21 protein-coding genes are annotated in these 23,708 nt (G+C 72.0%); 15 read left to right on the top strand and 6 right to left on the bottom strand.

Features of this window, described 5'->3' with window-relative positions:
* Positions 1-27: 27 nt before the first annotated feature.
* Positions 28-690, bottom strand: a complete 663-nt coding sequence (locus ACH34Q_RS29300) for an HAD family hydrolase (protein WP_395986309.1) — start codon at positions 688-690, stop codon at positions 28-30.
* A 201-nt stretch (positions 691-891) separates the two neighbouring features.
* On the opposite strand from ACH34Q_RS29300, the gene ACH34Q_RS29295 reads away from it, so the two are divergent.
* Positions 892-1,383: a hypothetical protein gene (locus ACH34Q_RS29295; protein WP_395986308.1), complete on the top strand. Its 492-nt coding sequence runs from the start codon at positions 892-894 to the stop codon at positions 1,381-1,383.
* A gap of 177 nt (positions 1,384-1,560) precedes the next feature.
* Positions 1,561-1,935, top strand: a complete 375-nt coding sequence (locus ACH34Q_RS29290) for a phage holin family protein (RefSeq protein ID WP_395986307.1) — start codon at positions 1,561-1,563, stop codon at positions 1,933-1,935.
* Here the strand turns inward: ACH34Q_RS29290 and ACH34Q_RS29285 are convergent, their stop codons facing one another.
* From ACH34Q_RS29285 to ACH34Q_RS29270, 4 genes are all read right to left on the bottom strand, one after another.
* The gene (locus ACH34Q_RS29285) at positions 1,936-4,137 is read right to left on the bottom strand and encodes a hypothetical protein (protein ID WP_395986306.1); all 2,202 of its coding nucleotides are present in this window, start codon (positions 4,135-4,137) and stop codon (positions 1,936-1,938) included.
* Positions 4,138-5,115: 978 nt separating this feature from the next.
* A complete protein-coding gene (locus ACH34Q_RS29280) occupies positions 5,116-6,078 on the bottom strand; it encodes a cation diffusion facilitator family transporter (RefSeq protein WP_395986305.1) in 963 nt (320 codons plus the stop codon).
* A 154-nt stretch (positions 6,079-6,232) separates the two neighbouring features.
* Positions 6,233-7,240 (bottom strand): hemolysin family protein, encoded by a 1,008-nt coding sequence (locus tag ACH34Q_RS29275; protein ID WP_395986304.1) that lies wholly within the window; start codon positions 7,238-7,240, stop codon positions 6,233-6,235.
* A gap of 52 nt (positions 7,241-7,292) precedes the next feature.
* Complete coding sequence (locus ACH34Q_RS29270; RefSeq protein WP_395986303.1) at positions 7,293-8,612, bottom strand: hemolysin family protein; 1,320 nt, start codon at positions 8,610-8,612, stop codon at positions 7,293-7,295.
* 338 nt (positions 8,613-8,950) lie between these two features.
* Between ACH34Q_RS29270 and ACH34Q_RS29265 the strand changes: the two genes are divergently transcribed.
* Genes ACH34Q_RS29265 through ACH34Q_RS29235 form a run of 7 tightly spaced genes read left to right on the top strand, consistent with a single transcriptional unit; the run spans position 8,951 to position 18,321 of the window.
* Positions 8,951-10,207, top strand: coding sequence for a hypothetical protein (locus tag ACH34Q_RS29265; protein ID WP_395986302.1), 1,257 nt, complete (start codon positions 8,951-8,953; stop codon positions 10,205-10,207).
* Positions 10,204-12,618: a tetratricopeptide repeat protein gene (locus tag ACH34Q_RS29260; RefSeq protein WP_395986301.1), complete on the top strand. Its 2,415-nt coding sequence runs from the start codon at positions 10,204-10,206 to the stop codon at positions 12,616-12,618. Before ACH34Q_RS29265 ends, ACH34Q_RS29260 begins: the two co-directional genes overlap by 4 nt.
* A gap of 2 nt (positions 12,619-12,620) precedes the next feature.
* Positions 12,621-13,886 (top strand): PP2C family protein-serine/threonine phosphatase, encoded by a 1,266-nt coding sequence (locus tag ACH34Q_RS29255; protein ID WP_395986300.1) that lies wholly within the window; start codon positions 12,621-12,623, stop codon positions 13,884-13,886.
* On the top strand, positions 13,883-15,259 hold the full coding sequence (locus ACH34Q_RS29250) for a VWA domain-containing protein (RefSeq protein WP_395986299.1): 1,377 nt from the start codon (positions 13,883-13,885) through the stop codon (positions 15,257-15,259). The genes ACH34Q_RS29255 and ACH34Q_RS29250 overlap by 4 nt, the downstream gene beginning before the upstream one ends.
* A gap of 4 nt (positions 15,260-15,263) precedes the next feature.
* The gene (locus tag ACH34Q_RS29245) at positions 15,264-15,947 is read left to right on the top strand and encodes an FHA domain-containing protein (protein WP_395986298.1); all 684 of its coding nucleotides are present in this window, start codon (positions 15,264-15,266) and stop codon (positions 15,945-15,947) included.
* On the top strand, positions 15,944-17,473 hold the full coding sequence (locus ACH34Q_RS29240) for a hypothetical protein (RefSeq protein ID WP_395986297.1): 1,530 nt from the start codon (positions 15,944-15,946) through the stop codon (positions 17,471-17,473). The genes ACH34Q_RS29245 and ACH34Q_RS29240 overlap by 4 nt, the downstream gene beginning before the upstream one ends.
* Before the next feature lie 23 nt (positions 17,474-17,496).
* The gene (locus ACH34Q_RS29235) at positions 17,497-18,321 is read left to right on the top strand and encodes a glutamate ABC transporter substrate-binding protein (protein WP_395986296.1); all 825 of its coding nucleotides are present in this window, start codon (positions 17,497-17,499) and stop codon (positions 18,319-18,321) included.
* A 40-nt stretch (positions 18,322-18,361) separates the two neighbouring features.
* Here ACH34Q_RS29235 and ACH34Q_RS29230 read toward each other — a convergent pair whose 3' ends face one another.
* Positions 18,362-18,715: an STAS domain-containing protein gene (locus ACH34Q_RS29230; RefSeq protein ID WP_395986295.1), complete on the bottom strand. Its 354-nt coding sequence runs from the start codon at positions 18,713-18,715 to the stop codon at positions 18,362-18,364.
* A gap of 417 nt (positions 18,716-19,132) precedes the next feature.
* On the opposite strand from ACH34Q_RS29230, the gene ACH34Q_RS29225 reads away from it, so the two are divergent.
* From ACH34Q_RS29225 to ACH34Q_RS29200, 6 genes are all read left to right on the top strand, one after another.
* Positions 19,133-19,801: a lysophospholipid acyltransferase family protein gene (locus ACH34Q_RS29225; protein ID WP_395986294.1), complete on the top strand. Its 669-nt coding sequence runs from the start codon at positions 19,133-19,135 to the stop codon at positions 19,799-19,801.
* A 139-nt stretch (positions 19,802-19,940) separates the two neighbouring features.
* Positions 19,941-20,660 (top strand): hypothetical protein, encoded by a 720-nt coding sequence (locus ACH34Q_RS29220; protein WP_395986293.1) that lies wholly within the window; start codon positions 19,941-19,943, stop codon positions 20,658-20,660.
* A 133-nt stretch (positions 20,661-20,793) separates the two neighbouring features.
* Positions 20,794-20,973: a hypothetical protein gene (locus ACH34Q_RS29215; protein WP_395986292.1), complete on the top strand. Its 180-nt coding sequence runs from the start codon at positions 20,794-20,796 to the stop codon at positions 20,971-20,973.
* A gap of 148 nt (positions 20,974-21,121) precedes the next feature.
* Positions 21,122-22,495 (top strand): flotillin family protein, encoded by a 1,374-nt coding sequence (locus tag ACH34Q_RS29210; protein WP_395986291.1) that lies wholly within the window; start codon positions 21,122-21,124, stop codon positions 22,493-22,495.
* Positions 22,496-22,636: 141 nt separating this feature from the next.
* The gene (locus tag ACH34Q_RS29205) at positions 22,637-23,317 is read left to right on the top strand and encodes an NUDIX hydrolase (protein WP_395986290.1); all 681 of its coding nucleotides are present in this window, start codon (positions 22,637-22,639) and stop codon (positions 23,315-23,317) included.
* Positions 23,318-23,381: 64 nt separating this feature from the next.
* On the top strand, positions 23,382-23,690 hold the full coding sequence (locus ACH34Q_RS29200; RefSeq protein ID WP_395986289.1) for a DUF6401 family natural product biosynthesis protein: 309 nt from the start codon (positions 23,382-23,384) through the stop codon (positions 23,688-23,690).
* The last annotated feature ends 18 nt before the right edge of the window (positions 23,691-23,708 follow it).

Raw genomic sequence — 23,708 nt, 5'->3', positions numbered from 1 at the left:
TGCCGAAGGACGACTGGGAGTCTTGCCCTAGGGCGGTGCGGTACGGGCGATGACCTCGGGATCGACCGAGTCGAGGTCATCCGCGGCGTACGAGGCGAGGGCCAGCGCGTCGGGGTCGGGCGGGTGGCTGGGACGCGGTACGGCGATCACCCGCATCCCGGCGGCGTGCGCCGAGCGCAGGCCGTTGGAGGAGTCCTCGATGGCCACGCAGTGCTTCGGCGCGATCTCCATCTGGCCGGCGACCGCGAGATAGCCGTCCGGGGCGGGCTTGCCCTGGTCGACCTCCTCGGTGGACACGGTGGCGCGGAAGAGGGCGGCCACCCCCAGTTCGGCGAGGATGAGGTCGATCAGGGCACGCGGGGACGAGCTGTTCAGGCCGAGCGGGAAGTAGTCGGCGATCCGCCGTACCGCCTCCCTGGCCCCCGGCAGCACCGGGACCTGCTCCGCGTACCGGCGGCGCATGCGGTCGATCACCTCGAACGCGACCTCTTCGGGTGACGGGCCGTCGACGAGGTCGGTGGCCAGGTACGTCGCCCACTCCACGGTGCTCATCCCCATGAGCCGTTCCTGGGTGTCGGGCAGCCAGCGCCCGCCGTGATCGGCGACATAGGCCCGGCGGACCTCCTCCCAGACGGGCTCGGAGTCGATCAGCACCCCGTCCAGATCGAAGACGACGGCCTGTACCTGCATGGGCTGCTCCCGGGTCGTTTCCGCATGTCCGGTACGGGTCCCACTACCCAGCGGATACGGGGGGAATCCCCATGATCGCTCGGAGTCAAGAGCGCACTGAACTGCATAAACGCCGCAATTAAGGCGAATTGCGTTCGGGTCTGGCATGGTGGTTTCACCTCGCTTCCGCCTCCGGACAGTGACTGGAGAGGAGAACGACCCATGGTGTTTCTCGGATTGCTCCTGGCAGCGGCGGCCGTCACCGCCGCCGCCGGCATCGTGCTGGCCAACGACGGAGCGGCCACGCTCACCGTCTTCGGGCAGGACGTGCCGGGAGTCGGCAACCAGTGGCAGGTCTTCATGAGCGGCGCCCTCATCGCCGTGATCTTCATGATCGGGATGATGCTCGCGTTCGTCGGATTCGGCCGCCTGATGCGGACCCGCCGCGATCTGCGCTACCTGCGCGAAGAGCACGAGGAGTCGATGACCACGCTGGAGATGGAGAAGCGCCGGCTGCAGCGCGAGCTGGCCCGCGTCCGCCGCGACGGCGACGCCCCCGCTCCCGCCCCGGCTCCGGCTCCCGCAGCCCCTCGCGGGGCAGGCGTCCCGCAGCCCCGCGCGGCGCAGCCCCGCGGCTCCCGGAACGGGCCCACCCAGGACGTCCCGCTCGCCGGCTCGGCCGCCCGCTCCACCTTCTTCGACCGCCAGGACTGATCCTTCGACCACCGGCACCGAACGGCTCACGACCGCCAGGACCGACCGGCGCGACCGGCGCGACCGCCAGGACCGACCGGAAAAGCGGCCACTCGTTCCCGGTGATGAGACCGGGACCGGCCGAAATCCCCGCGTGGGCTGATGATTAACCGGGCCCCGGCGACGCAGGATCAGGGTGTGCGGATTCTTCTGAAGGTAGCCATCACCGCGGTCGCGCTGTGGGTCGCCACCCTGCTGATCGCCGGGGTCGACGTCGAGGGCGACGACACCGGCCGCCGGATACTCACCCTGGTCGGCGTGGCGGTGATCTTCGGCCTGGTCAACGCCGTCATCAAGCCCATCGTCAAGACCCTCGGCTGCGCGTTCTACATCCTCACCCTGGGCCTGTTCGGCCTGGTGGTGAACGCGCTCCTGCTGCTGCTCACCGGCTGGCTGGCCGAGCAGTTCAGCCTGCCGTTCGAGGTCACCGGCTTCTGGCCCGCCTTCGCCGGCGCCATCGTGGTCGGCGTGGTCGGCTGGGTCCTGGACCTGCTGATCAAGGACGACGACTGATCAGGGACGACCGACCAGCGGCTCCAGCAGCCGCCGCTCGCCCGCGTACTCCCCGTACGCGGGCGGGCGCTCGTCCGGCCCCGCCACCAGGATCCACCGCCGGGCCCGTACGGCACCGACCAGGAAGTCCCCCCGGTTGACCGCCCCGGCCCCGGCCACGACGAGCACGTCGAACTCCGCCTCCGGTGCGGCCCCGACGGCCGCCGGCGTACCGCAGACCAGCTCGGCCGTACGGAGCATCACCTCGCGCGCCTCTTCCCCGGCCTCGTCGCGCTCCAGATACTTGGTCAGCTGCTCGATCCGTACCATCGCCCGCTGCTGGTGCGTGGCCAGCAGATCCTTGTCGATCGGCTCCGAGCCGCAGATCTCCTGGACGTTCTCCCGCGAACGGGCCTCGGCCTCCGTCGCCGCCTCGTACTCCGCCGACCGCGCCGACAGCTCCTGCTCGGCCTCGGCACGCCGCCGTACCAGCAGGGCCTCCGCCTCGGCGGCGCCCGCCTTCGCGGCCTCCGCCTCCGCCCTGGCCCGCTCGTGCGCGATCCGGGCCCCCTCGTACGCGTGCCGCGCGGCCACCAGGCGGCCGTCGATCTCCTGCGCGACGCGGTTCGCCTCCACGGCCACCGCGCTCGCCTGCCTGGCCCGTTCCACGGCCTCCGAGGCCTGCGCCGCCTTCTCCTGGTAGTCCGCCGCCGCGGCCTGCCGCTCCGTCGCCAGCCGTACCAGCTCGGCCCCGAGCTGCCGCTGCGCCTCCTGCGCCCCGTTCAGCCGGGCCCCGCCCTCGTTGATGAACGCCTCGAGCTGCGTGCGGTACCCGTGCGCCCGCTCCGCGGCCTCCTTCGCCAGCTGAGCCTTCTCCGCCGCGCCGTCGGCCTCCCGGGTCAGCGACTTGACCTCCGCCCGCAGATCCTTGAGCTCCGGCGGCGGCGCCGCGACATGCAGCCGCTGCCCCAGGCTCATCTTGCGGCGCCGTCCCGCCAGCGCCGACTCCGCCGCCGTCAGCCGGTAGTACTTGGCATGCCCGTCGGCGTCCGCCGCCGCGGACTCGGCCACCAGCCGGTCCGCCTCCTCGGCCGCCCGGGGCAGATCCTCCCGCGCCCGCGCCAGATCGTTCGTCAGCGCGCCCTCCTGCTGCTGCGCCGACTGCAACTCCGCCCGCGCCTGCTGATCCCGCTGGTCCAGTGCCGCACACCGCGCCCGGGTCGCCTCCGCGACGCCGGTCAGCCGTTCCGCGTCCTCGGCCGTACCGTCCGCCACCGCCTGCAGCCGCTGCGCCTCCGCCCACGGCCCGGCCAGCTTGGCCGAGATCTCCTCCTGGACGGCCGCCAGCCGCGTGGCCTCCTCGGTGGCCCGTGCCCCCGCCTCCTCGGCCGTCCCGACCGCGCCCGTCAGTTCCTCGCCCCGCGAGGCCAGCCCCGCCAGCTCGGCGTCCAACTCCTCCCGCCGCCGCTGCCGCGCCTGCTCCAGCGCCTCCAGCGCCGCCAGGTCCCGAGGCCACTGCTCAAGCCACATCAGCCCGCGCTGCAGCATCCGCCCCTCGGTCACCCAGGCCTGCCGCCACGCCTCCCCCACGGGCCGTACGACCACACCCCGCGTCCGCGCCTCCGGCGCCTCATGCACCGGCCCCTCCTGAACAGGCGCCTCCGGCTCAGGAGGAACCACCTGAGCCCGCGTCACCTCAGCGGACGAGGGTTCCGACGGAACCTCCTGCGCCCGCGTCACCTCAGCGGACGAGGGCTCGGACGGAATCTCTTGGGCCCGAGTCACCTCAGCGGACGTCAGCGGCCTGAACTCCACCGTCCCGTTGGACCCGTAATCCTGCTCTTCCCGTACGACCGGTGGCGCCGCCGCCACGGGCCCTGCCGCCACAGGCGCTGCCGCCACGTCGCCCTCCACCAGCAACGCGAAGACCTCGGTCCCGGCCGCCCGGAAAACCTCGTCCGCCGCCGCCCGGTCAGGCACCAGGACGAGGACTTGATCCCCTCCGGCCAGTGCGTCCCGTACGACCTCGCCGGCGGCCTCGTCCCGTACAGGCGGATCCTCAAGGAACCGGACCAGCTCCTCCCAGTCCCCGGCCACGCTGCCCGCCTGCACAGCCCGCAGAGCCGCCAGATGCCCCCGCCACCCGACCGCCTCAGAGCCACCCTCGCGCAGCCCCCGTTCAAGCCCCTCATAGACCTCGATCAACGCCGCGATCTCATCCACCACCGACGCCTCGGCAACGACTGCCGCAGCTTCCCCGGGCCCTACCGCGCTCTCCGCCTCCAGCGGAGTGGTCACCTCAGCGCTCGGAGGATCCACGAGCGAGTCCGCAGCTCGTTCAGCCTCCAGTCGCGCCGCCAGGTCCGCCTCCAGCGGTGTGGTCGTCCCAGCGCCCGAGTCAGCGCCCGGAGACTCTGCAGGATGATCGTCCTCGGCCACCGCAGGCTCGAGCTGAGCCGCCGCCTCTACGTCCAGCGGCGTGGTCGTTCCAGTCCCTGCTGCTGCTGTGGCCGGCTCAGCGCCCGCAGGCTCCACGAGTTGATCGTCCGACGCTGCCGCCTGTTCGGCTTCCAGTTGCGCGGCCAAGTCCGCATCCAGGGGAGTAGTCGTCCCAGCGCCCGCGTCAGCGTCCGAAGTATCAGCAGGCTGATCATCCTCGGCCACGTCCGCGGGCTGGTCGTCGGCGGTCGCTTCCGATTCGGTTCCGAGATGCGCGGCTGGCTCTACGTCCACAGCGGCTGGCTCTACGTCCACAGGGGTGGTCGCCTCGGCGCTTCCTGGCTCAGTTCCCGGAGATGCCGCTGCCTCGGTGTCTGCGGGTACGGCCGGCTCAGCGCTCGGCCGGTCTTCCGTGGAGGCTGCGGCTGCTGGTCGTTCCGCGCTGAGGCGTGCCGCTGCTTCTGTGTCCAGTGGCGCGGTCAGGTCGAGGCTCGCGGGTACGGACGACTCGGGGGTCGGTGGGGAGGGGAGTTCGCCGGCCGGCTCAGGGGGCGCGGGGGTGACGGGGAGAGCGCGTTCGGTGTCCAGGGGCAGTGGCTCGTCGGCGGACGCCGGGCGCTCTGGAGTGGCGAACGGGACGCTGCGCTCTGGGTCGTTGGACGGCCGGTCATCTGAGTGCTTCACGCCATTATCCCGTTTCCTAGGTTTCGGGGCCGTATTCTCTCCCCTTCTGCCCAGGACTAACGTCTCACACGTCGACGATCAACGATGGCCCGCAAGGGGTGCATGGTGATCAATGCCATTGCGGGGTTGGGGATCGGGGTGGACGAGGGCTCCTGCCAGGCGGGGGAGGGCGTGCAGGAGGCTGTGTTCGGCCTGTACGGCGACGTGGTGGGCCTGGACGAGCGTGCAGCCGGAGTCCACGATGACGTCGCATTCGGCGCGGAGGTGGTGGCCGATCCAGCGGAGGCGGACGTCGCCCACGCCGAGGACGCCCGGGGTCGAGGTGAGGGCGGATTCGGCCTTGTCGACGAGGGCGGGGTCGACGGCGTCCATGAGGCGGTGCCAGACCTCGCGGGCCGCCTGGCGGAGGACGAGCAGGATCGCCAGGGTGATGAGGAGGCCGATGACGGGGTCGGCCCAGGGCAGGCCGACGGCGACGCCTGCGGCGCCCAGGAGGACGGCCAGTGAAGTGAAGCCGTCGGTACGGGCGTGCAGGCCGTCGGCGACCAGGGCGGCGGAGCCGATGCGGCGGCCTACGCGGATGCGGTAGCGGGCGACGAGTTCGTTGCCCGCGAAGCCCACCAGGGCCGCGATGGCGACGGCGGACAGGTGGTTGACCTGCTGGGGGTTCGCGAGGCGTTCTATGGCCGTGTAGCCGGCGGCCAGGGCGGAGGCGGCGATGGTCAGGACGATGATGATGCCCGCGACGTCCTCGGCCCGGCCGTAGCCGTAGGTGTAGCGGCGGGTGGGCGGGCGCCGTCCGAGGAGGAACGCGATGCCCAGCGGTACGGCGGTGAGGGCGTCGGCGGCGTTGTGGATCGTGTCGCCCAGCAGCGCGACGGAGCCCGACACCATGACGACGGCGGCCTGGAGCACCGTGGTGGCGCCCAGGACGGCCAGGGAGATCCACAGGGCCCGGATCCCCTCGGCGCTGGACTCCAGAGCCGAGTCCACTTTGTCGGCGGACTCGTGCGTGTGGGGGCGGAACGCGTGTCCCTTCATACCTCCACGATGACCCAGAGATCGCATTGCAGCATCTCGAGAAGAACGTCGCCTGCGCAGGTGCCAGCCGTTCGCATTCTCCTCGTTGACTCGTGGCGAGTTCGCCTTTGGTGCCGCCCCTGGAGGCGAACACGCCACGAGTCGACAGGCGGAGCTAGTGGGGGTTGGTGGCCAGGAGTTCCGCCAGGAGGTCGTCCAGGGTGACGATGCCGGCGAAGGCGCCCTGGGGGTCGTTGACCACGGCGAGCTGGGCGCGGTCGCGGCGGAGGCTGGTGACCGCGTCCAGGACGGTGGTGGTCGCGGTCAGGACCGGGGCGGGGTGGGCGAGTTCGGCCGCGCGGCGCTCGCCGTTCGGTTCGGTGATGGCCGCCCGTACGTGGACGATCCCGGCGATCGTGCCGTCACCGTCCCGGACCAGCAGGCGGCTGTGGCCGCTGGCGGTGGCGGTACGGCGGATCCGCGTGGCGGTGGCGCCGGCGTCGATCGTGGTCACCGACGTGGCGGGGACGACCAGGTGGCCGACGGTGGCCTCGCGGGCCGAGATCGTACGGCGGAGCAGCTCGTGGTCGTGCCGTCCGATCAGGCCGCGCCGCCGGGACTCGCCCAGCAGGTGGCCGAGCCGCTGCGGGTCGGTGTGGTCGTCCAGGCCGTCGCGGGGCGTGATGCGGATGAGCCGCAGCATGCCGTTGGTGACGCTGTTCAGCGCCGAGAGGATCGGGCGGGACACCTTCGCGAACGCCCGGAACGGCAGGGCCAGGATCAGCGCCGACCGTTCGGGGTGGGTGATGGCCCAGGACTTGGGCGCCATCTCGCCGATGACCATGTGCAGGAACGTGATCACGGCGAGCGCGGTGGCCAGCGCGATGGCCTTGGCGCCCGCCTCCGGTACGCCGAGGGCGTGCAGGGGCGGTTCGAGGAGGTGCTCGAACGCGGGTTCGGTGACGATCGCCAGGCCCAGCGAGCACATGGTGATGCCGAACTGGGCGCCGGCGAGCATCAGCGACAGTTCCCGCGTACCGGCCAGGGCCGCCGCCGCCGGACGGCTGCCCCCGGCGGCGAGGCGTTCCAGCTGCGGACGGTTGGCCGCGACGAGGGCGAACTCGGCGGCGACGAAGAAGCCGTTGCCGACGAGGAGCAGGACCGTGATGAGGAGGGTGGTCATGTCATCTCTGCCGGGGGCCGCTGTGTCAGGTGGCTCGGGGTGCTCGGGGTGGTCATGACGCTTCCGCCGGGATCATGGTGCGCAGGCGGACCTCTTCGGCCACGCGGCGCTGGACGGACAGGACCTCCAGCTCGACCCGGGTGCCGTCCAGCTCGATGGTGAGCCGGTCGGACGGGTCGGGCAGGCGGCGCAGCCGGGCCATGATCAGCCCGCCGAGGGTGTCGTACGCGTCGCCCTCGGGCAGCGCGAGGCCGGTCAGCCGGCTGACCTCGTCGACCCGCAGGCCGGCGTCCACGACCCAGGAGCCGTCGGCGGCGGCGGTGGGGGCGGCCTCGTCGGCGTCGGTCTCGTCGGCGATCTCGCCGACCAGTTCCTCGGCGATGTCCTCGAAGGTGAGGATGCCGGCCAGGCCGCCGTACTCGTCCACCACGCAGGCGAACTCCTCGCCGGTGTCGCGCATCTGCTCGATCACCCCGTACAGCGGCTGGCTGCCCGGGACGAGCAGGGCCGGCCGGGCGATCTTGTGCAGCGGGGTCTCCTGGTCGAGGGTGTCGTCGACGACCTCGCGGGCGCCGGCGACGCCGATGACGTCGTCGACGTCCTGGCCGTAGACGGGATAGTTGGTGTGGCCGGTCTCGCGAATCAGCGTGATCAGCTCGGCGACGGTGGCGCCGGCCGGCATGGTGCTGACCTGGGGCCTGGGCACCATGACCTCGTCGGCCGTACGGTCACCGAACGACAGGGCGCGTTCGAGCAGGCCGGACAGGTCGGCGGGCATGAGGCCGGCGGTGTGCGAGCGGCCGATGATCTCGCCGAGTTCCTCCAGGGTGGCGCCGCTGTGCAGTTCCTCGACCGGCACGACGCCGACGGCGCGCAGCAGCCGTTCGGCGGACCGGTCGAACATCCGGATCAGCGGTCCGAAGATCGTCAGGTAGACGAGGGTGGAGGCGGCCAGCGCGCGGGCGAGTGCCTCGGCCCGGGCCAGCGCCAGATTCTTGGGGAACAGCTCGCCGAGCAGCATCTGGATCAGGGTGGCCAGGACGAAGCCGGTGGCCAGCGAGACCGCGCCGGTGGCACCGAGCGGTACGCCCGCGACCCGCAGCAGCGGCTCGATCAGCTCGGCCAGCGCCGGCTTGGCGATGAAGCCGACCACCAGGGTGGTCATGGTGATGCCGAGCTGGGCGCCCGAGAGCATGAACGACAGCCGGCCGATCACGCGCAGGGCCCGCTTGGCGGCGATGTCGCCCTGGTCGGCGGCCTGGGTCAGCCTGGCCCGGTCGGCGGCGACGAAGGCGAATTCCTGGGCCACGAAGTAGCCGGTGGCGGCGGTCAGCAGGAACACGGCGAGTACGCCGAGTAAGGCGGTCAGCACGACACACCTGTCCTGTAAGCCGACGCGGCCGTTCTATGAGCTTCGGTACCGGTCCGATGGACGGCACCGGGTCTATGACTGGGGTCCGACACTGCGGACTCTCAACTCCTCCCGATAGGGGTTCCAACTTTCGCAACGTCACCTCACACCAGGTCGTTCCCGGTTGACAAGACGTGGTTCGGTGATGAAGACCTCATCGTGATCATCCGACATGGGCCGCTTGTCTGAAAAAGTGTCACCGATCACACTGGAAGGCGAGCGTGCGTCGGATCCTGGTGGTCCGGGCTCCTGAGCGACGGGGACGATGAACGCGGGGCTGGATTGAACGCGGGGCTGGGTTGAACGAGAGCGGCGCCGGAGCGGTCGCGCCGATGAGCCGCGAGGGGATCGACCACGCCCTCGGGCACCTGCGCGATGAGAAGGAACGGATCTCCTCGGCGCTTCTCGACCTGGAGGGCCACGACGGTACCCGCCTGCTCAAGGGCGCCCGGCTGGCGGGCGAGACCTGGCGGCGCTGGGAGGACGCGCGGACCGGGATCGCGCTGGTCTGGCGGCTGTACGACGCGTACCAGCGGGTCCTCGCCGAGGCCTCTGAGCTGCGCGAACGGCACGGCCGCCCGAGCCCGGCCGTCCTGCTGGAGCTGACCGGGCTGCTGACCGGCGAGTCGGTCGAGGTGCCCGGCGGCGAGATCCCGCTGGAACGGCGGACGCTGCTGGGCGCGGCCAGCGAACGGATCACGCTGGACGAGGCGGTGGAGCGGATGTCCGCCGGGTACGCCACGGCGGCCGAGGTGATCGCGGCGGCGGACACCGCGTGGACGGCACTGCTCGTCCCGCTGGAGGACGTCGAGGAGTCGTGGCGGGAGACGGCGCTGCTCGCCCAGGACCTGGACGGCGCGCGCCATCCCGAGCTGGACCGGCTGGGCCGCGAGCTGTCCGCGGTCGGGCATGTCGCCCGTACCGACCCCTTGTCCCTCGTACGGGACGACAAGGTCGACACCGCCCGGCTGGACCGGCTGCGCGAGGCGATGGCGGCGTTGCGCGCCTCGCTGGACGAGGCCGTACGGCTCCGGGACGGCCACGCGGAGCGGCTGGCGGAGGTCGCGGCGTCGATCGGGGAGGTGGAGGAGGCCGAGCGGCAGGCGCGCGAGGCCCGGACCACCGCCACCATCAAGATCGCGGCCGTTCGCGTGCCGGAGCCGCCCTCGCTCGGCGGCGGCCTCCGGCACCGGCTGGCCGACCTGGACGCGCTGCGCGAGGCGGGCCGCTGGGCCGAGCTGGCCGCGCGGCTGGCCGAGCTCGACCGCGCGGCGGCGGCGGCGCTGGAACGGGCGCGCGACAACCTGGGTCTGAGCACCGGCCTGCTCGACCGGCGGGGCGAGCTGCGCGGACGGCTGGAGGCGTACCGGGCGAAGGCGGCCCGGCTGGGCTTCGCCGAGGACGAGGGGCTCACCGAGCTGTACGCGCGGGCCCGCGAGCTGCTGTGGTCGGCACCGTGCGACCTGCGCGGATCCACCGCCGCCGTGGCCCGCTACCAGGACGCGATCAAGAACTGCGAGAGCCAGGACCAGAGCCGAACGGAGTCGGGTCGATGACGCGGTGCGCCCAGCCCGGCTGTACGGGCGACGTCCAGGGGGACGGTTTCTGCGACATGTGCGGGATGGCCCCCGCCCCTGAGCCGCCCCCGCCGGCGCCAGTGCCCCAGTCCGGGTCGATGCCCGGGTCGGCGCCGTCCGAGCAAGGATCGCTGTCGGAGACCAGGCCCGCCGCGATGGCAGCGGGCTCGGCGGGCTCGTCGGGTCCAGCCGGCTCCTCGAATCCGGCGAGCTCCTCGGGCTCCTCGGGCTCGTCCGGGTCCTCGGGGTCTTCGGGCTCCTCCGGCCGTACGGCGACGCGGGGCAGCGCGGGTTCCGGGTCCGGTGGCTCGACACGGCGCGGCATGCTCGGCGCCGGGCTGGTGGAGGTCCCGCCCGTCCCGTACCGGGATCCCGCCTCGGCGGTCATGGACCGGCCGGAGGTACCGGAGAGCCGGCGCTTCTGCAGCCGCTGCGACGAGCCGGTCGGGCGCGGCCGGGACGGGCGGCCCGGCCGGGACGGGCGGCCCGGCCGGACCGAGGGCTTCTGCCGCAGCTGCGGGCACCCGTTCTCGTTCACGCCGAAGCTGAGCAAGGGCGAGCTGCTCGGCGGCCAGTACGAGGTGCTCGGCTGCCTGGCGCACGGCGGGCTCGGCTGGGTCTACCTGGCCCGCGACCACAACGTCAGCGGCCGGTGGGTGGTGCTCAAGGGGCTGCTCGACACCGGCGACGCCGACTCGCTGGCCGCCGCGACCGCCGAGCGCGCGTTCCTGGCCGAGGTCGAGCATCCCAACATCGTCAAGATCTACAACTTCGTCCGGCACGGCGGGTCCGGCTACATCGTGATGGAGTACGTGGGCGGCGAGTCCCTCAAGGACATCCTGCTCCGGCACCGCAGGGCGGGCGGCGAGAGCGCGGCGCTGCCGATCGGCCAGGTGATCGCGTACGGGCTGGAGGTGCTGCGCGCGCTCGGCTACCTGCACGGGGTGGGGCTGCTGTACTGCGACTTCAAGCCCGACAACGCCATCCAGTCGGAGGAGCAGCTCAAGCTGATCGACCTCGGCGGGGTGCGGCGGGCGTTCGACTCCGGCAGCCCGATCTTCGGTACGCCCGGCTACCAGGCACCCGAGATCGGCGACCAGGGCCCGTCGATCACCTCCGACCTCTACACGGTGGGCCGCACGCTGGCCGTGCTGAGCTTCCCGTTCCGCGGCTACACCGGCCGCCACCTGCGCAGCCTGCCGCCGCGCGAGGAGGTGCCACTGCTGGTCCGGTACGAGTCGTACTACCGGCTGCTGCGCCGGGCCACCCACATGGACCCGTCCCGCCGGTTCCAGAGCGCCGAGGAGATGGCCGAGCAGCTCACCGGCGTGCTGCGGGAGGTCCTGTCGGCCGATGACGGGCGGCCGCGCCCGGCGCCGTCCGCGCTGTTCGGGCCGGAACGGCAGGCCGCCGGGACGGAGGTCGTCCCGCTCCTCCCCGAGGCCGGCGGCACGAACGGGACCGGCGGGCCGCGCCCGGTGCTCGCGCCCCTGACACCAGCCGCCGCTGCCGCCGCGCTGCCCGTACCGCTGGTGGAGAGCACCGACCCGGCGGCCGGGTTCCTGGCCGGGCTCACCGCCGGCGATCCGGGCGAGCTGGCCGCCGCGCTCGGCTCGGCACCGATGCGTTCGACCGAGGTGGCCCTGGCGCTGGCCCGCGCGCGGATCGAGCTGGGCGAGGTGGACGGGGCGGGCGCGCTCCTGGACGAGATCGCGGCCGACCGCCCGGACGACTGGCGCCTGGACTGGTACCGCGGGGCCGCCGCGCTCGCCGGGGGCCGGTTCGCCACCGCCGTGACGATCTTCGATGACCTGTACGACCTGATGCCCGGCGAGATGGTGCCCAAGCTGGCACTCGCCTTCTGCCACGAGTGCGCGGGCCGGACGGTGGAGGCCGACCGCTACTACGAGACGGTCCGGCGTACCGATCCGACCTTCGTGAACGCCGCGTTCGGGCTGGCCCGCGTGCGGCTGGCGGTCCGCGACCGGAAGGGAGCGGAGGAGGCACTGGACGCGGTCCCCCTCATCTCCCGCCACTACGTCGCCGCACAACTCGCGACCGTCGTCACCGCCGTACGCGGCCGCAAGCCGGGGGAGCTGGACGCGGCCACGCTCACGGAAGCGGGCCGCAGGCTGGAGACGCTGCGCCTGGACACCGAGCGCTACAACACGTTCGCCGCCGAGGTCCTAGAGGCCGGCCTCGGCTGGCTGTGGGCGTCCGCCAAGGCTCAAGGCAGGGACGATCTGCTCGGTACACCGCTCGCGGAGCCCCCGCTGCGGCGACGGTTGGAGGAGACCTACCGCGTCTTGGCCAAGCTGGCGGAACGTCCCGTCGAACGCCACGCGCTGGTCATCAGGGCCAACGCCGTACGACCGAGGACGCTGTTCTGACAATGAACGGCGACGGCATCGAGCGCAACGGAGAGCACGGGGCCGTCCCCTGCGCTGGATGCGGCGAGCCGCTCGACCCGTACGACCGCTTCTGCGAGCTGTGCGGGCGCCCGCGCCCGGTCCGACCGCGTTCCGTCGTCGAGATCCCGGACGTCCGGCCATCGGCGGTGCTGGAGACCTCGTCCAAGCGGCTCCGGCAGGCGCCACCAGCGCGCTGCGGCGACTGTGGCGGTACGGGAATCGACCCCGACGGTTTCTGCGAGCTGTGCGGGCTGCGCCAGCCGACCGGCAACGAGCATGTCGAGATCGAGCTGTGCGGGCCGTTCACCGGGGACCGCCCACCGTACGGGGACAGCCCACCCAACAAGGACGCCCCGCCCAACGGGAACGGCCCGTTCAACGGAAACGGCCGGCCCAGCGGGAACGGATGGGACCTCGTACGTGCCGCAGGCGTGAGCGATCTCGGGCATCGCCGCAACCGCAACGAGGACGCCATCGCGATGGCCGCGCTGCCCCGTACGGTCTGCGCGGTGGTGTGCGACGGCGTCGCCTCGGCGCCCGGTTCGGACCAGGCCGCGCAGGTCGCCGCCGATACGGGAGCGGCGACGCTGGTACGGCGGCTGGAGGCGGGGGACGGGCCGGAGAGCGCCACGCGAGGCGCACTCGAACAGGCGAGCCGTGCCGTCGCGGACCTCGCGGACTCCCGCCACAACCCGCCCGCCTGCACCTACGTCTCGGCCGTCGTCGAGCGGCAGACCGTCACGGTCGGCTGGATCGGCGACAGCCGCGCCTACTGGATCGCCGAGCCGGGCGGGCCCGTACGGGAGCCGGAGACCGACGGCCGGCTGTCCGTGCAGCTCACCCGGGACGACTCGTGGGCCGACCTGATGATCGCGCGGCGGCGGATGAGCGAGGACGCGGCGCGCGCCGATCCCCGCGCGCACCTGCTGACCGGCTGGCTCGGCTCGGACGCGGGGACGTTCGCCCCGCACGCGATCACGTTCCGGCCGGGCGGCTCCGGCGTGGTCGTCGTCTGCAGCGACGGCCTCTGGAACCACCTGCCCGAGGCGTCCACGCTGGCGGAGATCGCGCGTGCCTCGGCTCCGGAAGGCGACCTCCTCGCGGTGGCGCGCCGCCTCGTCCAGGCCGCCCTGGACGCCGGCGGCCACGACAACGTCACGGTCGCGCTGATCCCGTTCCCCCCGCTCCCCCGTTCCCCGCAAGTCCCCGACCACCCGGACGAACCCTCAAGGGAGCCCCTCGAATGAGCGACCTTCCCGAGTTCACGATCCGTGTCGATCACAACCCCCATCTCCCCGCGGGCGGCAGGGAGACGCACGCCATCATCGGCGTCGAGGCGACAGGCGAAGCCAGTGCCAGTGCCGGAGCCGGTCCGGCCGGCCCGGTCACCGAGGCCGCCGAGATCATCATCATCGACGCCTCGGGCTCGATGTCGTACTCGGGCAAGATGGCCGCGGCCAAGCGGGCCGCCAAGGCCGCGCTGAACGTGCTGCGCGACGGCGTCCACTTCGCGGTCGTCGCCGGGGCCAACCAGCCGCGCATGGTCTACCCCCAGGGCCGCCGCCTGGCCGAGGTGAGCGCGGCGAGCCGCCGGGACGCGGCGAACGCGGTGTCCCGGCTGGACGCCGCGGGCGGTACGGCGATCGGCTCCTGGCTGCGGCTGGCCGACGAGCTGTTCACCGACCACCCGCACGCCCTGCGGCACACGATCCTGCTCACCGACGGCAAGAACCAGCACGAGACCGAGCGGGACCTCGACAAGGCGCTCGCCCAGTGCTCGGGACGCTTCGTCTGCGACGCGCGCGGCGTCGGCACCGACTGGGACGTGGCCGAGCTGCGCAAGATCTCCTCGGCGCTGCTGGGCTCGTTCCTGGACGTCCCCGACCCCCAGGACCTAGAGGACGACTTCCGCGAGATGACCGCGATGGCGATGGGCAAGCGCGTCGCCGACGTCGTGCTGCGCGTCTGGACGCCCCAGCACGCCGAGGTGCGCTTCCTCAAGCAGATGGTCCCGGTCGTGGAGGACCTCACGGACCGGCGTACCGGCACCGGGCTGATCGGCGACTACCCCATCGGCGCGTGGGGGAACGAGGACCGCGAGTACCACCTGTGCGTCGAGGTGCCCGCCGGGGACATCGGACGCCAGATGCGCGCGGCCTGGGTGAAGCTCATCGTCCCCGGCACCCGCGACGATCCCGCCGAACGCGAACTGGCCGCCGGTAACGTCCTGGTCGAGTGGACCGACGACGAGGCCAAGTCGACGCGGATCAACGGGCGGGTCGCCCACCACACCGGCCAGTCGGAGCTGGCAGAGGCCATCCAGGAGGGCCTGGAGGCCCGCCGGGTCGGCGACGAGGAGACCGCGACGGCCCGGCTCGGCCGCGCCGTGGTGCTGGCCGGCAAGGTCGGGAACGAGCAGATCGCCGGGCTGCTGGACCGGGTCGTGGACGTCATCGACCTGGAGTCCGGGACCGTACGGCTGAAGCGCGACGTCTCCAAGGCCGACGAGATGTCGCTCGACACCCGTTCGGTACGGACCGTACGGACCGCCCAACGCGTCGAGCCGGAAAGTCATCCGGGCACCCGCGCCACGCGTCCTGAATCGCGGGGGGAGGGGTGAGGCCATGCCGATCTGCCCGAGCGGTCACACGTCAGGCTCCGACGACTTCTGCGACACCTGCGGCGACCTGATCCCGGGAGCACCCCGGCAGCGCCTGGGAGACGCGGAGAACTCCGCGCCGCCGCCCGAGGCGGAGCCCGCCGAGGAGTGCCCGGTCTGCGGCGCGCCCCGTTCCGGGCGCTTCTGCGAGGTGGACGCCTACGACTTCGAGACCGGCGCCGCGAGCCGTACGGCCGCCCCCGTCCCGCCCCAGCCGCCGCGGCCGCCGTCTGAAGGCGGGGCGTGGCGGGCCGTCATCAGCGCCGACCGCGCCTACTACCAGTCGGTGATCGAGCTCGGCGGCCCGGACGCGGCGACGATCGCGTTCCCGCCGTACTGCCCGGAACGGACGGTCGCGCTGTCCGGCGAGCAGATCAGGATCGGCCGGCGCAGCGCGTCCCGGGGCATCGAGCCGGAGATCGACCTGAGCGGCCCGCCCGAGGACCCGGGCGTCTCGCACGTCCACGCGGTGCTGCTCGGCCAGCCGGACGGGACGTGGGCGCTGGTCGATCCCGGCTCCATGAACGGCACCACGCTGAACGGCGGCGGCAAGCTCCTCGACGTCAACGTGCCGGTCCCGGTCGGCGACGGCGACCGCGTCCACGTGGGCGCCTGGACCACGATCACCCTCGAGAGGTCGTCCCCATGACCCAGGCGCCGACGGAGAGCCAGCCCACCCAGACCAAGCCCACCGAGAACGGGCCCGCCAAGACGGCCCCCGCCGAGGTGAACCCGCCCGCCACCGGAGCGGTCGCGCGCTTCGCCCGAGGCGGCTGGCTGCGGACCGTACCCGGGCGGATCCGGCTGTACGCGGCGCTCGGGCTGGCAGCCGTCGCCGTGCTACTGGCCGTCCTCACCGCGACGATCGGGAACGCCCGCGACGCCGTACGGACCATCGGGCACGACGCCGGCCCGCAGGTCGTGGCCACCGGCGCCCTGTACTTCGCGCTGAGCGACATGGACGCCCACGTGGCCGACATCCTGCTCATCGGGCGCGAGCACGATCTCGGCATCGGGCACGACGAGTCGCTGCGGCTGTACGAGACGCGCCGCGACGAGGCGGGCCAGGCGGCGATCGAGGCCGCCCAGCTCGCCGGGCAGGACCCCGACCGGCAGAAGACCGTACGCGAGGTCCTGCAGGCCCTCGGCCGCTACGACCGGCTCGTCGGCGAGGCACTGCTGCTCAGCCGGCAGTCCGACCACGCCGCCGGCCAGACGCCCAAGCCGGTCCTCGACGCGTACCGGCAGGCCACCGACCTGATGCGGATGGAACTGCTGCCCCGCGCGTACAACCTCACGCTCGACAGCGGCGCGACCGTCCGGCAGGAGTACGAGGACAAGCGCGCGTCCGTCCAGGCCGGGCAGGCCTGGGTGGCGCTGGCCGGGCTCGCGGTGCTGCTGATCCTGCTCGCGGGCCAGATCTACCTGGCCCGCAACTTCCGGCGCACGATCAATCCGGCGCTGGCCCTCGCGACCGCCGGCACGCTGCTGCTCCTCGGCTCGGCGCTCGGCATGCTGAACGGGCAGCTCGACCATCTCAGGACCGCGAAGGAGGACGGTTTCGACTCCGTCCTCACGCTCTCCCGGGCCCGCGCGATCAGCCACAGCGCGTTCGCCGACGAGAGCCGCTACCTGCTCGATCCCGACCGCGCCGACACCTACGAGCAGACGTTCCTCGACAAGGCGCTGTCGATCGCCTACGTCGATCCGGGCGAGAGCAAGCCGCTCAACCTGGAGACGTACTACACGCTGATCGCCCGGACCGTCGGCGAGTACTCCGGCGAGCGCGACCCCGCCTTCCTCGGCCTGTTCGCCACGGAGGCGGCCAAGTCGCACGAGGCGGGCACCACGGCCCGCATGTCCCCGATGCTGATGGCGTACGCGAAGGTCATGGACAACGACCGGCGGATGCGCGAACTCGCCACCAGCGGCCGCCGGGACGAGGCCATCGCCCTCCGGATGCGCCGCGAGTCCGGCGGCGCGATCGACGCGTTCGAGCGCTACGACCGCGAACTGGTCGCCCTGTCCACCCTCCACCGGCAGCGGTTCCAGGAGGCCATCAGGGCCGCCGACGGCGGCCTGCGCGGCTGGACGATGCTGCCGCCGCTCGCGGCGCTGGCACTGGCGGTACTGATCGTGGGCGGGGTACGCCCGCGGCTGGCCGAGTTCCGATGACGCCGCTGAAAGGCAGGGGACCGATGCGCATCGCCCGGAACGCCGCACTCGCCGCCGCGCTGGCCGCCGTCACCGCGACGGGCGCCGCCTGCGGCCTGGGCGGCGGCGAGGAGTCGATCGCGCAGAAGCGATCGCTCGTCATCGGCGTCAAGGCCGACCAGCCGGGACTCGGCTTGAAGACCGAGGACGGGACGTACGCGGGCTTCGACGTGGACGTGGCCCGCTACGTCGCCGGCCGGCTGGGCGTCCCGCCGGGGCGGGTCACGTTCAAGACCACCCCCTCGTCCATCCGCGAGAAGGCGCTGGCGAGCGGCTCGGTGGACATGATCTTCGCGACGTACTCGATCACGGCGAGGCGCAAGGAGGCGGTCACGTTCGGCGGCCCGTACTACGTCCCGCACCAGGACACGCTGGTCCGCGCGGACGACACCTCGATCCGCAACGTCCGCGACCTGGCGGGCAAGCGGCTCTGCGAGGTCGCCGGGTCCAACTCCTGGCGGCGGGTGACCGAGGAACGCAAGATCGCCGCCGTCCGGGTCAAGGCGCCCACCTACAGCGCCTGCATGGACCTGCTGGCCGCGAAGCGGATCGACGCGGTCTCGACCGACGACCTGATCCTGGCCGGCTTCGCGGCCGGCCGCCCGGTGAAGATCATCAACGCCCCGTTCACCGACGAGAAGTACGGCGTCGGCATCCGCAAGGGCGATCTGGAGGGCTGCGAGACGGTCAACCGGGCGCTCACCCGGATGTACCAGGACGGCACCGCCGCCCGGCTGCTGACCAAGTGGTTCAAAGAGTCCGGGCTGAAGCTCGCGACGAGCGTCCCGCAGTTCGAGGGCTGCTCGTAGCGCAGGGCGTCATGGCTCAGGGCGTCATGGGCTCAGGTCGTCAGGGCGTCGTAGCGGACGGCAGGGCGCCGATCGCCTCGCGCAGCGTGTCGTAGATCGGGATGAACTCGTCCACCGCGGTGATCCGGAACACCCGCCGCACCCGGGGCGGCAGCGCCACCAGCGCGATCATCGTGCCGCGCTCGAGCGCGCGCCGGTAGGCCTTGACGATCGAGTTGAGCCCGGTGGAGTCACAGAACGTGACCTCCCGCATGTCGACGACCATGGGGCCGCCGGCCTCCAGGACCTCCGACATGGTCTCTTCGAAGCGCTCGCGGGACACGACGTCGATCTCGCCGCGCACCCGTACCACCGTGCAGCGGTCCTGGCGCAGAAGGGAAACGTCGAAATCCATGGGCAACCTCCCCGCCCCGAGTATGAGAGCACCCGTGAGCCGTCCCGTACGATCCGGTCCCGCGCCTGCGGCGAACCGTTCCGATCCGGTGGGCCCCATCGCCCCGTACGTTCCCGACGGTAACCGATCCCCCGCCATGGACGGACCGCCCGGCCCCCCGAGACGCCCGGAATCACGCCCGCCAAAAACCTACTGTGCAGAAACTTACTTGCAGTAAGAAATGGCGCCGGATTGGAGGCCGGTCCAATGTCGGCACGTTACGGCGACCCCTTACCAGCGTGGTACATCTCACTTCCACACCACCGTGACCTGCGGCGAAGCCCGTCCGCCCCGCCCCAGGCGTCCCTAAATGCAGCGGCGGCCACAGCGCGGAACGGCCCAGACGTTACAGTGGCGGTGCCGAATTCTGGAGGCTGGGTGTTCTACACGTTCATGTCGCGCGTCGTGGCCCCGATCCTGCGCCTGCTTTTCCGGCCGCGGGTCGAGGGCCTGGAGAACGTCCCGCACTACGGGCCCCTCATCGTGGCCAGCAACCACCTGTCGTTCATCGACAGCTTCATCATCCCGCTGTCGATCCCGCGGCCGGTGACCTACGTCGCCAAGGCCAGCTACTTCGAGGGCAAGGGGCTCAAGGGCCGGTTCGTCCGCTGGTTCATGACCACCCTCGGGCACGTCCCGATCAGCCGCGGCGCCGGCCGCGCCGCCATGGGCGCCCTGGAGCAGGGCCGCGACGTGCTCGACAACAGCGGCGCCTTCGCGATCTACCCCGAGGGCACCCGCTCCCCCGACGGCCGCCTCTACCGCGGCCGTACCGGAGTCGGCTGGCTCGTCCTCGCCTCCGGCGCCCGCGTCCTGCCGGTGGCCCTGGAGGGCACCGAGAAGATCCAGCCCCTGGGCGCCTCCCGCCCCCGCTTCCTCGGCCCCCGCCCCACGGTACGGATCGGCGCGCCGATCGACTTCACCCACTACCGCGACCTCCCGCCCGCCAAGGCCCGCCGAGCCATCACCGACGAGATCGTGCAGACGATCCAGAAGATGTCCGGCCAGGACTACACCGGCGAGTACAACGACCGCGCCAACGGGTGACCTGCGCCCCCTGGCGTGCCGCTGATGTGGGAGTCCGGGGCGAATGTGCAGATCAGAGGTCTGAATCCATCGCCTGACTTGGGGAAAGGGCGTGTCGCCCTCGCCTGATGCGGCCATGGCCGCCGTAGTGTCACCAGGCATGGCGCACAGGCTCCTTTGCACGGCGATGTTCTTGACGGTGACCGCCACCTCGCTGGCCGCATGCGGCGGCGGTGAGGACGGCGCGAAGACGCAGCAGGTGAAGTCGACGGGACGGGCCGCGCTGGCCGGGACCGCCTACACCTCCGACCAGCTCCGGCAGGCACTCCTCGGAGAGCCGACCGGGTACAAGCGGGCCGGTGAGCCCGAGGCCGGCGAGTACGGAGCGATGAAGGTCGTCCAGAACTTCGACCAGCTGCAGCGCCAGGTCACCCTGGACAAGCCGAACTGCGCCGGCAAGGCGGGCGGTACCCCGGGCGGGCCAGCGCTGGACAAGAGCGCCCCCGCGGCCATCGCCTCGTTCAGCAAGGGCAACGGGCAGACAGTCACCGAGACGCTCATGGCGATGCCCGCGGACGCCGCCGAGAAGCATGTGGAGACCCGGGTCCCGGAGGCCTGCACCACGTTCAAGGCCAAGGTCGGCGGCAAGTGGTCCGAGCACCGGGTGGTCGAGTCGCCGCCCGGCGCGATCGGCGAGGGCTCCCGTACGGTCGGGGTCGCGACCCGCAGCGGCGACTCGACCATGAAGACCTGGTACGTGGTCCTGCACGGGCGCCGCTACCTCGCCACCGTCAGCCTCATCGGCCCCAACGCCACCAGGGCCGAGGCCGAGCAGCTGGCCAGGCAGGCCGACGCGCAGGCCCAGCGGATCCTGCCCTGACCGCACTCGCGGGCCGTCTCTCCGAACGGATACCGTTCCCCTACTGGCGCGCACGCCCGGCCTGGCCGCCGCGTACGCGTTCATCGGCGCATGTGAGCGAGCGGGGGAGCCCTTGATCGGCAAGGAAGGCCGGGTGACCGGGAGGATCGGACCCGGTCTCGTCGGGGAGGTCATGATCCCGATCCGCGGCGGGGTGGAGGCGTTCTACGCGCATCCGTCCGATCCGCGCGACGAGTTCACGCAGGGCACGATCGTGGTGGTCGTCGAATACCATCCACCCCGTACGGTCTACGTGGCGCAGGCACTGGTCTGAACCGGTGACGGGGCACGATCCGGCCACCACCCCAGACCGTACAAAAGGGAACCGGAACGCGGTTTAGCGCATCATAGGGACACCATCAACGGTGTTCCGATCCGGAGCCCCATGGCATCGGACCGCCCCCAGCCCCCGAGGAGGCCGTATGCCCGTTGTCGCAATCGCGATCGCGGCGGTCGTCGCCGTCATCGTACTGATCATCATCTTCAAGATGGTCTGGCGGGTGGCCGAACCGAACGAAGCGCTGATCATCTCGGGGCTCGGGGCCAGATCCAAGCCGATCGACGGCATCGACAGCCTCGGCTTCAAGATCGTGACCGGTAAGGGCACCTCCGTGCTGCCCGGCTTCCAGGTGTCGCGCCGGCTCCGGCTGGACAGCCGCGCCGGGCACCTCGAGGTCAACTGCGTCACCCAGCAGGGCATCCCGGTCAAGGTCCGCGGCGTGGTCATCTACAAGGTGGGCGACGACTTCGTCTCCATCGCCAACGCCGCCCGGCGGTTCCTGGAGCAGCAGGACTCCATGGACGACGCCATCCACGAGCTGTTCACCGGCCATCTGCGTTCGATCATCGGCAACCTGACCGTCGAGGACCTGATCCTCAACCGCGAGCGGCTGACCAGCGAGACGCGCAGCTCGGCCGCCGACGAGATGAGCAAGCTCGGCCTGGTCGTCGACTCGCTGCAGATACAGGAGATCGACGACGAGACCGGCTACATCACCAACCTGGGCCGGCCGCACGCCGCCAAGGTCGCCGCGTCCGCCCGGATCGCCGAGGCCGAGCGCGACCAGGAGGCCACCCAGCGCGAGCAGGAGACCGAGCGGCAGAAGGCCTCGGTGATCCGTGAGACCGAGATGAAGAAGGCCGAGTACGACGGCCAGGTCAAGCAGGCCGAGCAGCTGGCCCGCCAGGAGGTCATCCAGCGCGAGACCCGCAACGCCGAGCTGGAGGCCGAGCGGACCGAGCGGCGGCTGGAGAGCGAGGTCCGCAAGCCGGCCGACGCCAAGGCGTACGAGCAGGTCAAGCTGGCCGAGGCCGAGCGCGAGGAGCGCATCTCCTACGCCCAGGCCGCGGCCACCGAGGTCCAGCTCAAGGCCCAGCGCGAGTCCGAGGCCATCCGGCTGATGGGTGAGGCCCAGGCCGACGCCACCCGCCTCAAGGGCCTGGCCGAGGCCGATGCGATCAAGGCCAGGGGACAGGCGCTGGCCGAGAACACCGAGGCGATCATCGCCCAGCAGCTCGCCGAGAACTGGCCGGAGATCGTCGAGGCCGGTGCCGGCGTGTTCGGCAACGTGGACAACATGATCGTGCTGAACGGCGCCCAGGGCGTCGAGGAGATGCTGGCCAAGGCCCTCACCCTCGGCGGGACCGGCCTCGGCCTGGCCCGTTCCCTGCTGGCCGGCCAGGCCGGCTCGCCCAACGGCGCCCCGAACGGCAAGCCGGCCAACGGCCTCGCCCCCGCCGAATCCGTCCCGGTGACGGCCCCCGCGAAGCCAGAAACAGACCCGGACAACGACTGACCCGCAATCCCGTACCGCCCCGCCCGTCCCGAACCCTTCGGGCCGGGCGGTTCGGCTTTTCGGGGGTCAAGGGGGCGGAGCCCCTTGCGGGGTGCAAGGAGGTCGCCCCCCACACTGATTCTGCGCCATAGGGTGATGGGCATGTCCGTGCCGCGCCTTGCCGTCTCCGTCGATCTGGTCGTCCTCACCGTGCGCGAGCAGCGGCTCAGCGCGCTGATGTGGCGGCGGGACCGGGCACCGTACGACGGGTGCTGGTCGTTGCCCGGCGGGTTCATCCAGCTGGACGAGGACCTTCCGGTGGCGGCGTCGCGGCTGATGGCCGAGCGGGCGGGGCTGGCGGATGTACGGATCCACCTGGAGCAGCTGGCGACCTACGGGTATCCGGATCGCGATCCCCGGCAGCGGGTGGTGAGCGTCGCCTATCTGGGGTTGGCGCCTGATCTGCCCGCGTCCAGCCGGGCGCAGGTGCTGTGGACGGCGGTGGACGACCTCAGGAACCGGGACAGTGCCGCGTTCGACCACCGGCGCATTCTGGGTGATGGCATGGAGCGGGCCAGGGCGAAGCTGGAGTACACCTCGCTGGCGGCGGCGTTCTGCCCGGCGGAGTTCACCGTGGCGGAGCTGCGCCGGGTGTACGAGATCGTCTGGGGAACCGAGCTCGATCCCCGCAATTTCCATCGGAAGGTCACCGGGGCCGACCGGTTCCTGGTGCCGACGGGACGGACGACGACGCGGGACGGCGGGCGTCCGGCCCGGCTCTACAGCAGGGGCGGTGCCGAGCAGTTGCGCCCGCCGATGCTGCGGCCCCGGGGCTGCGCCTGACCTGGAACGATTCAGTACTTGACCCGGTCAGTGCACCTTTTCGGGATTGCTAGCGTGGTTATCCATGGATGGCGATTTGTCGGAAGTGCTGGGGATACTCGTCCGTGACATCGGCGAGGCGGGGATCGAGGAGATGGCCGGTTCCCCGGCCCTGGCGGCCGCCGTCGATCAGCACGCGGCCGCGGTCCGCGATCTGGTGACGGGGCCTGACCGCGCGTCGCCGGAACCGGCCGCGCTGATGGACTACCTGCACTCGTTCGCCGAGGAGGCCTTCCGGCGCGGGTGGTGGCCGGACAGTACGCACGATTGGGAGTTCGTCCGGATCGTCACCATCTGCTGGATGATGCGCCGGGGGACGTCGCCCTCCTCCTGACCGGGCGGGACTCCGTAG

This window comes from Actinomadura sp. 9N407 (assembly GCF_044326315.1).
Classification (GTDB): domain Bacteria; phylum Actinomycetota; class Actinomycetes; order Streptosporangiales; family Streptosporangiaceae; genus Spirillospora.
The sequence above is the reverse complement of the archived record's forward strand: the minus strand, read 5'-3'. Positions and strand labels throughout refer to the sequence as shown.